We start from the raw sequence: 5,296 nt of genomic DNA, 5'->3' as shown, positions 1-5,296 counted from the left end.
GTGTCGAGCCGGTCCTGCGCCGCGTCCATCTTCAGCAGCAGGGCCGTGGCACCGCGGTTGGAAATGGGCCAGGCGCTGCCGGCCGCATCAACGATCGCGATGGGCGCATCACGCCGCAGCGCGACCAGTAGCGCCTCGACCTGCGCATGGCTGAGCATGGCCGGTGCCTCGGGCTGCGTGGGAACCACCGTACCCAGCGCACGGCCGTCCACGCGCAGCTGCAGCGCGCCGGTGGGCCTGGGCGCCGGCGTCTTCTCTCCGGCATCCCCGTATTCGGCGCCGTCCACGTAGCCCAGCATCGCCGTGACCGGGGTATCCGGCCCGCCGGCACGTTCGAACAGCAGGCTGAAGGCCAGCGGTGCGTCGGCGCTGAATCCGGCGGCGCGGCAGGTTCGGGTGTTGTCGCAGGCCAGCAGCCAGTCGTGCTCGAAGAACGACGTACCCAGTGAAGAAGCCGCTGCGGCGGTGACCGGTGCCAGCGAGAGGGCCATGGCCAGGCGCAGCGGCAATGCAGAGAAAGGCATGAAATAGCCGGGTGGAAGCGGGCAGGGAGTATCCAACATCGGCGCATGCACGGGAACGCACGTGTCGACCGATGTACCCGCAGCGCAGCTACCGGAGCCAGCCGGTATCATGGCGGCACTCTCTGCAACCCGGCGATGCCGATGTCTTCCACCGCCGCTGCTGCGCCGCTCTCCGCTTCCCCGACCACCACGCACGCCGTCACCCTGCAGCGTCGCGACGCAGCGCCCGTGGCTGGCTGGCCCGACGACATGCTGCCGCTGCTGCAGCGCCTGTATGCCGCACGCGGTGTCACCGATGCGGCGCAGGCGCAGCCAAAGCTGGCGCAGCTGCACGCGCCGGAGCTGATGGGCAGCATGCAGGCCGCAGTGAACCTGCTGGCCGAGGCGATTGCCAGCAACGCGCGCATTCTGGTGGTGGGCGATTTCGACTGCGACGGCGCCACGGCGTGCGCGGTAGGCGTGCGCGGGCTGCGCATGCTCGGCGCACGCGACGTAGTGCACGCGGTGCCCAACCGCATCCTGCACGGGTATGGGTTGTCGCCGTCGCTGGTGGCTGACCTGGCGCACCTGCAGCCGGGCCTGCTTGTCACCGTCGACCACGGCATTGCCTGCCATGCCGGCGTCGCGGCGGCCAAGGCACTGGGCTGGAAAGTGCTGGTCACCGACCATCACCTGCCCGGCGAACGGTTGCCGCCGGCCGACGCACTGGTGGACCCGAACATCAGCGGCGATGCCTTCCCCAGCAAAGCGCTGGCCGGCGTGGGCGTGATCTTCTACGTATTGATGGCGCTGCGTCGCCACCTGCGCGAACAGGGGGCGTTTGCAGCGACCCGCGAGCCGGACCTGCTGACCTTGCTGGACCTGGTTGCGGTGGGCACCGTGGCCGACCTCGTGGCGCTCGACGCCAACAACCGTGCGCTGGTCGCGGCCGGGCTGCGCCGCTTGCGTGCCGGGCAGGGCTGCGTGGGCCTGCAGGCCCTGATCGAGGCCAGCGGCCGCGATCCGGCACGGCTGAGCGCCACCGACATCGGATTCGCGCTGGGCCCACGCTTGAATGCCGCCGGGCGTCTGGAAGACATGGCGCTGGGCATCGAACTGCTGCTCACCGAAGACCGCGGCCAGGCCCGCGAGATCGCCCAGACCCTGGAGCAGATCAACGCCGAGCGCCGCGCGGTGCAGCAGCTGATGACCGACGACGCCGAACTGGCGGTGTCGCGCGCGATGCTCACTGCCGAAGGCGAACGCCCGATCGCCGCGTGTCTGTTCGATGCCGAGTGGCATCCGGGCGTGGTGGGGCTGGTGGCTTCGAAGATGAAGGACCGCCTGCATCGTCCGGTGATTGCGTTTGCCCCGTCCGAACCGGGCAGCGATTCACTGCGTGGCTCGGCACGCTCGATCCCCGGCTTCCACATCCGTGACGCGCTGGCGCTGGTCAATGCCGCGCACCCGGGCCTGATCGACAAGTTCGGTGGCCACGCCATGGCGGCGGGCCTGAGCCTGTCGCACGCACGCTTCGAGGATTTCCAGCGGGCGTTCGTGGCCGTGGTCGAATCCAGCATGGATCCGGCCTCGCTGCAGCAGCTGCTGCTGAGCGATGGCGAGCTGGCGCCGGGGGAGCTGGATTTCCGCCACGCCGAAGCACTGCGCCTGGCCGGCCCGTGGGGGCAGGGCTTCCCCGAGCCGCTGTTCGACGGTCACTTCCAGGTGGCGCGCTGGCAGGTGCTGAAGGAGAAGCACCTGAAACTCAGCCTGCGCGTGCCCGGCCGTGCCGAACCGATCAATGCGATCCACTTCAGTGGCTGGAAGGGCACCGCCCCGGCCAATCATGTGCATATCGCCTACCGTCTGGTCAGCGATGACTATCGCGGCGGCGGCGCGATCCAGCTCATCATCGAGCACTGCGCCAACGCGTGAGTGCTGCGCGCGGGCGCGCAGCACCGGTGCCGCTGTTTACTCCTGCACCTTGGTCACCAACGTCGGCATTTCCCAGGCGCCGCCGGCCGTGACCAGCCGGCACAGCCCGGTGCTGGAGACTTCAGTCTTCACAAACTGGGTGCCGGTCCAGCCCCAGGTGGTGCTGTAGAAGCAGTCGCCCAGGCCGCGGCCCTTGTGCGATTCGCCGATGGTTTGCACGTCATCGCCCGCGCCCGAGGTGGTCACCAGCCGGGGCTGGTACGGGGCGCGGTCGTTGACCACCCAGTAGCCGTCACCGGTGTTGTAGGCCGCGCGCCAGCAGGCCTGCGAGACCAGCAGCTTGTCCGCGCTCAGGCGCTGCACGGTGATCTCCTGCGGGCCTTCATTGGAGATCACGCTGTCGCCCGGGTGCAGGGCCTCGCAGTCGTCGGCCGAGGTCGATGCGGCCAGCGCAGCGCGCAGTGCCTTCGATTCGCCCAGTGCTTCATCGGCGGGGCGGGTCGGCACCACCTTGGCCAGCTTCACCACCGGCATCGGCACGGCCGGCAGCACCGTGCTTTCCGCCTTGGTGCCCTTGCGGACCAGCGCGCCCGGCGTGCCCAGCCGGCCCTGGAACTCGTCCATCTTCAACAGCACCGCCGAGGCGCCGCGATCGGACACCGTCCAGCGCTTGCCGTCGTTGCCGGTCAGCACGATCCGGCTGGTGCCGGTCAGGGTGGACAGCAAGGTCTTCACCTGCGTCGGCGAGAGCACGGCGGTGCCGTCCGCGGCCTTGTACGCCAGCGCGCCCAGCTTCGTATCGTTGATCTGCAGTGACAACTGCCTGGGCAGTTTGGTTTCGTCGTACTGGCCGAGCATCACCTCGGCCTTGACCGGCTGGTCGGGCCCGGCCAGCCGGGTCAGCAGGATCGACACCGGTGCATTGCCGCCGTCCTCGTCGTTCTGGTAGCCGGCCGCGCGGCAGGTGCGGGTGTTGTCGCAGGCCAGCGTCCAGTCGTTGTGGGTGAAGCTCAGGCCGCTGACGGCGGCGGCGGGTGCGGCGTGGGCCGGCAGCCACGGGGCAAGCATCAGCAGGGGGAGCAGGGCGGACAGGCGCATGCGGGACATCCTTGTAATGACGCAATGGGGGGAGCGGCATCTTGGCCCACTGCGGCGGACACGCCAAGCCTTGCATCGGCTCAACCCCGTTTGCCGGCATGGTCCGTTCAACCTGCTGTCATCCAATCAGGAGCGTCACATGCAACGCACACTTCGTGGGATCGGCATGCTGGGCATGCTGCTGCTGGGCACGCAGGCCGGCCTCGCGCAGGCACGCACGGCGCCGCGTCCGCCGCCGGTGACGCCGGTGCTGCAGGTGGCCGGGGCCGAGGTGCCGGTGCAGCTGCGCCAGGTGCGCCTGGACAGCCGCGTGGTGGCGGGCCTGGGCGAGACCCGCATCGAGATGACCTTCTTCAACCCCAACCGCCGCGTGCTGGAAGGGCAGCTCGAATTCCCGCTGGCCGACGGCCAGCAGGTGGCCGGGTTCGCGCTGGACATCGACGGCGTGCTCCGCGACGCGGTGCCGGTGCCCAAGGCGCAGGGCCGCCAGGTCTTCGAGGCGATCGAGCGGCGCCGGGTCGACCCGGGCCTGCTGGAGCAGACCGCAGGCAACCAGTTCCGCCTGCGCGTGTACCCGATCCCGGCCCACGGCAGCCGCCGCATCGTGCTCACCTTCCGTGACACCCTGCCGGTGGATGCACAGGGGTTGCGCTGGGCCATGCCGCTGCAGTTCGCACGGGGCGCCGAGGAAGTGGTGCTGCGGATGGAGGCCCGGGGCACCGGTGCCCCCACGGCGATCCAGCCGTCGCCCTGGAAGTTCGGTGCGGAACAGGGCGCCTATGTTGCGCAGTGGCAGGGGCGCGGTGATGCATTGCCGGCACAGGTGCTGTGGCGGCTGCCGCAGGTGCGGCAGCCCGACGTGGTCACCGGCCTGCACGAAGGGCAACGCTATCTGCTGGCGCAGGTTCCGGTGCCGGCGCAGGCCACGCCGCGGGTGCTGCCCAGGCGGGTGGGGCTGGTGTGGGACGCGTCCGGTTCGGCGCGCCAGCGGGACCGGGCCGCGGAATTCGCGGTGCTGGATCGCTACTTCGGTGCGCTGGGCACGGGCGAGGTGGACCTGACCGTGCTGCGCGACCGCGCCGAGCCCTCGCGCCGCTTCCGTATCCAGGGCGGCGACTGGAGTGCGTTGAGGACGTACCTGACCGGCCTGCCGCTCGACGGCGCCAGCGCGCTTGGCGCGTGGACGCCGCGCGCCGACATCGGCGAGTACCTGCTGGTCAGTGACGGCCTCTCCAACTACGGCACGCCGGCGCCGCCGGCACTGGCCTCAGGTCAGCGCCTGTACGCGCTCAGCAGCGCCGGCGCGCGCACCGACGGCGCACGCCTGCGTGCGTGGACCGGTGCCCACCACGGCCAGACACTGGTGCTGTCCAGCGCGGCCGAGGTTGAGGCGGTGCTGCCCTTGTTGCTGCAGCAACCGGCGCAGGTAGTGGCGCTGCGCGGTACCGGCGTGGACCAGCTGGTGGCCGATGCGAGCGCGGCCAGCCAGGGCTGGGTGCGGGTGTCCGGCCGGGTGCAGCGCGACGATGGCGTGGTGGAGGTGCAGGTGCGCCTGGCCGATGGCCGCGGCCACACCCAGCGGATTCCGCTGGCCGGTGCGCGCGCTCTGGAGGGTGGGCTGGTGGCGCAGGCCTGGGCCAGCGCCACGCTGGCCGGTTATGCGGCCGATCCGGTGGGCAATGCCGCGGTGATCGGCACGCTGTCGCAGCAGTTCGGGATGGTCGGTGCGGACACCTCGCTGCTGGTGCTGGAGACCCTGG

Annotated in this window: 4 protein-coding genes; 2 read left to right on the top strand and 2 right to left on the bottom strand. The window is 70.6% G+C overall.

All coding sequences use genetic code 11. The features are described 5' to 3' along the window. On the bottom strand, window positions 1–524 hold a 524-nt coding region (locus tag DBR34_RS24225; protein ID WP_258224177.1), incomplete at its 3' end, for a DUF1176 domain-containing protein. Window positions 525–665: 141 nt separating this feature from the next. Between DBR34_RS24225 and recJ the strand changes: the two genes are divergently transcribed. Continuing rightward, complete coding sequence (recJ, locus tag DBR34_RS19835) at window positions 666–2,438, top strand: single-stranded-DNA-specific exonuclease RecJ (RefSeq protein ID WP_128098054.1); 1,773 nt, start codon at window positions 666–668, stop codon at window positions 2,436–2,438. A gap of 36 nt (window positions 2,439–2,474) precedes the next feature. Here recJ and DBR34_RS19830 read toward each other — a convergent pair whose 3' ends face one another. Continuing rightward, window positions 2,475–3,536: a DUF1176 domain-containing protein gene (locus DBR34_RS19830; RefSeq protein ID WP_128098053.1), complete on the bottom strand. Its 1,062-nt coding sequence runs from the start codon at window positions 3,534–3,536 to the stop codon at window positions 2,475–2,477. 139 nt (window positions 3,537–3,675) lie between these two features. Between DBR34_RS19830 and DBR34_RS24220 the strand changes: the two genes are divergently transcribed. Further along, the coding region (locus DBR34_RS24220) for a VIT domain-containing protein (protein ID WP_258224176.1) at window positions 3,676–5,296 on the top strand (1,621 nt) is incomplete at its 3' end.

This window comes from Stenotrophomonas sp. HMWF003 (assembly GCF_003061285.1).
GTDB classification, from domain to species: Bacteria; Pseudomonadota; Gammaproteobacteria; order Xanthomonadales; family Xanthomonadaceae; genus Stenotrophomonas; species Stenotrophomonas maltophilia_AP.
The sequence above is the reverse complement of the archived record's forward strand: the minus strand, read 5'-3'. Positions and strand labels throughout refer to the sequence as shown.

Bases quoted from the DNA above. Each gene is read 5' to 3' on its own strand.
- recJ (WP_128098054.1), top strand. From the start codon at position 666: ATGTCTTCCACCGCCGCTGCTGCGCCGCTCTCCGCTTCCCCGACCACC.
- DBR34_RS19830 (WP_128098053.1), bottom strand. From the start codon at position 3,536: ATGCGCCTGTCCGCCCTGCTCCCCCTGCTGATGCTTGCCCCGTGGCTG.